The organism is Kineococcus glutinatus, assembly GCF_039542765.1.
Classification (GTDB): Bacteria; Actinomycetota; Actinomycetes; order Actinomycetales; family Kineococcaceae; genus Kineococcus_A; species Kineococcus_A glutinatus.
Genome location: NZ_BAABIL010000412.1, coordinates 1 through 992, shown reverse-complemented (window position 1 = coordinate 992; position 992 = coordinate 1). Strand labels below are relative to the sequence as shown.

The 992-nt window shown below is 78.0% G+C and carries 1 protein-coding gene; it reads left to right on the top strand.

Going from position 1 to position 992, the window contains the following annotated elements; all coding sequences use genetic code 11:
• Nucleotides 1–793 (top strand): GGDEF domain-containing protein (locus ABEB16_RS14850; protein ID WP_345713011.1); only part of this gene is annotated, 793 nt, incomplete at its 5' end.
• Between the last annotated feature and the right edge of the window lie 199 nt (nucleotides 794–992).

Below are 992 nucleotides of genomic sequence, written 5' to 3'. Positions count from 1 at the left end.
CGTCCGCTTCGACCTCGAGGTCGACATGTCGATGGCGATCACCTCGTTCACGGACCGCACCCCGCTGTTCGCCGCCGACGTCGCCGCCCACCCGCGCACCGCGGCGGGCCTGCCGGCGACGACGGCCTCGGCGGCGTGGCAGCCCGTGCTGCTGCGCGGCGGGGAGGCCGTCGGCGTGCTCGGGGTGGTGTGGGCCGAGCACCACCGGGCCCTGCCCCCGCACGTGCTGCCGATGCTGCAGACCCTGGCGGGAGAGGCCGCGCACGCCATCGAGCGCGCCGACCTGCTCGAACGGCTGGCGTCCGCCGCCGAGCGCGACCCGCTCACCGGCCTGGCCAACCGCCGCCGCTGGGACGAGACGAGCGCCTCGGAGATCGCCCGCGCGGGTCGCACGGGCCTGCCGCTGACGTTCGCCCTGCTCGACCTGGACCACTTCAAGCGCTACAACGACACCCACGGCCACCTCGGCGGCGACGAGCTGCTGCGGGACTTCGCGGCGGCCGCCACCGGCTGCCTGCGCGAGGTGGACACCCTGGCCCGCTGGGGCGGGGAGGAGTTCGTGCTGGCCCTGCCCGGGTGCGGCGCCGAGGACGCCGTCACCGTCGCCGACCGGATCCGCCGGGCCGTGCCGCACGGGCAGAGCTGCACCGTCGGCATCGCGCAGTGGGCGCCGGGGGAGACGGCGGCGGAGGTCGTCGCCCGCGCCGACGCCGCCCTGTACCGGGGCAAGGCCGCCGGGCGCGACGTGACGGTCGTCGGCGACGCCGCGCACGGGGTGCCCGCCCCGGTCTGAGGGGCGGCGCCGTCGGGGTCTCGCCGCGCGAGCGGCGCCGGGTGGGGATAGAAACGATCACCCGGTCCCGGGGGCGCGTGCGGAGGAGGTGGTCGCGCTGCAGCGGTTCAGGCCAGCGGAGCGGCCGGTGCGCCGGACGGGTGGGGTGCTGCTCGTCCTCGCCGCGGCGCTGACCACGGCCGGCTGCGGGCGACCGCCC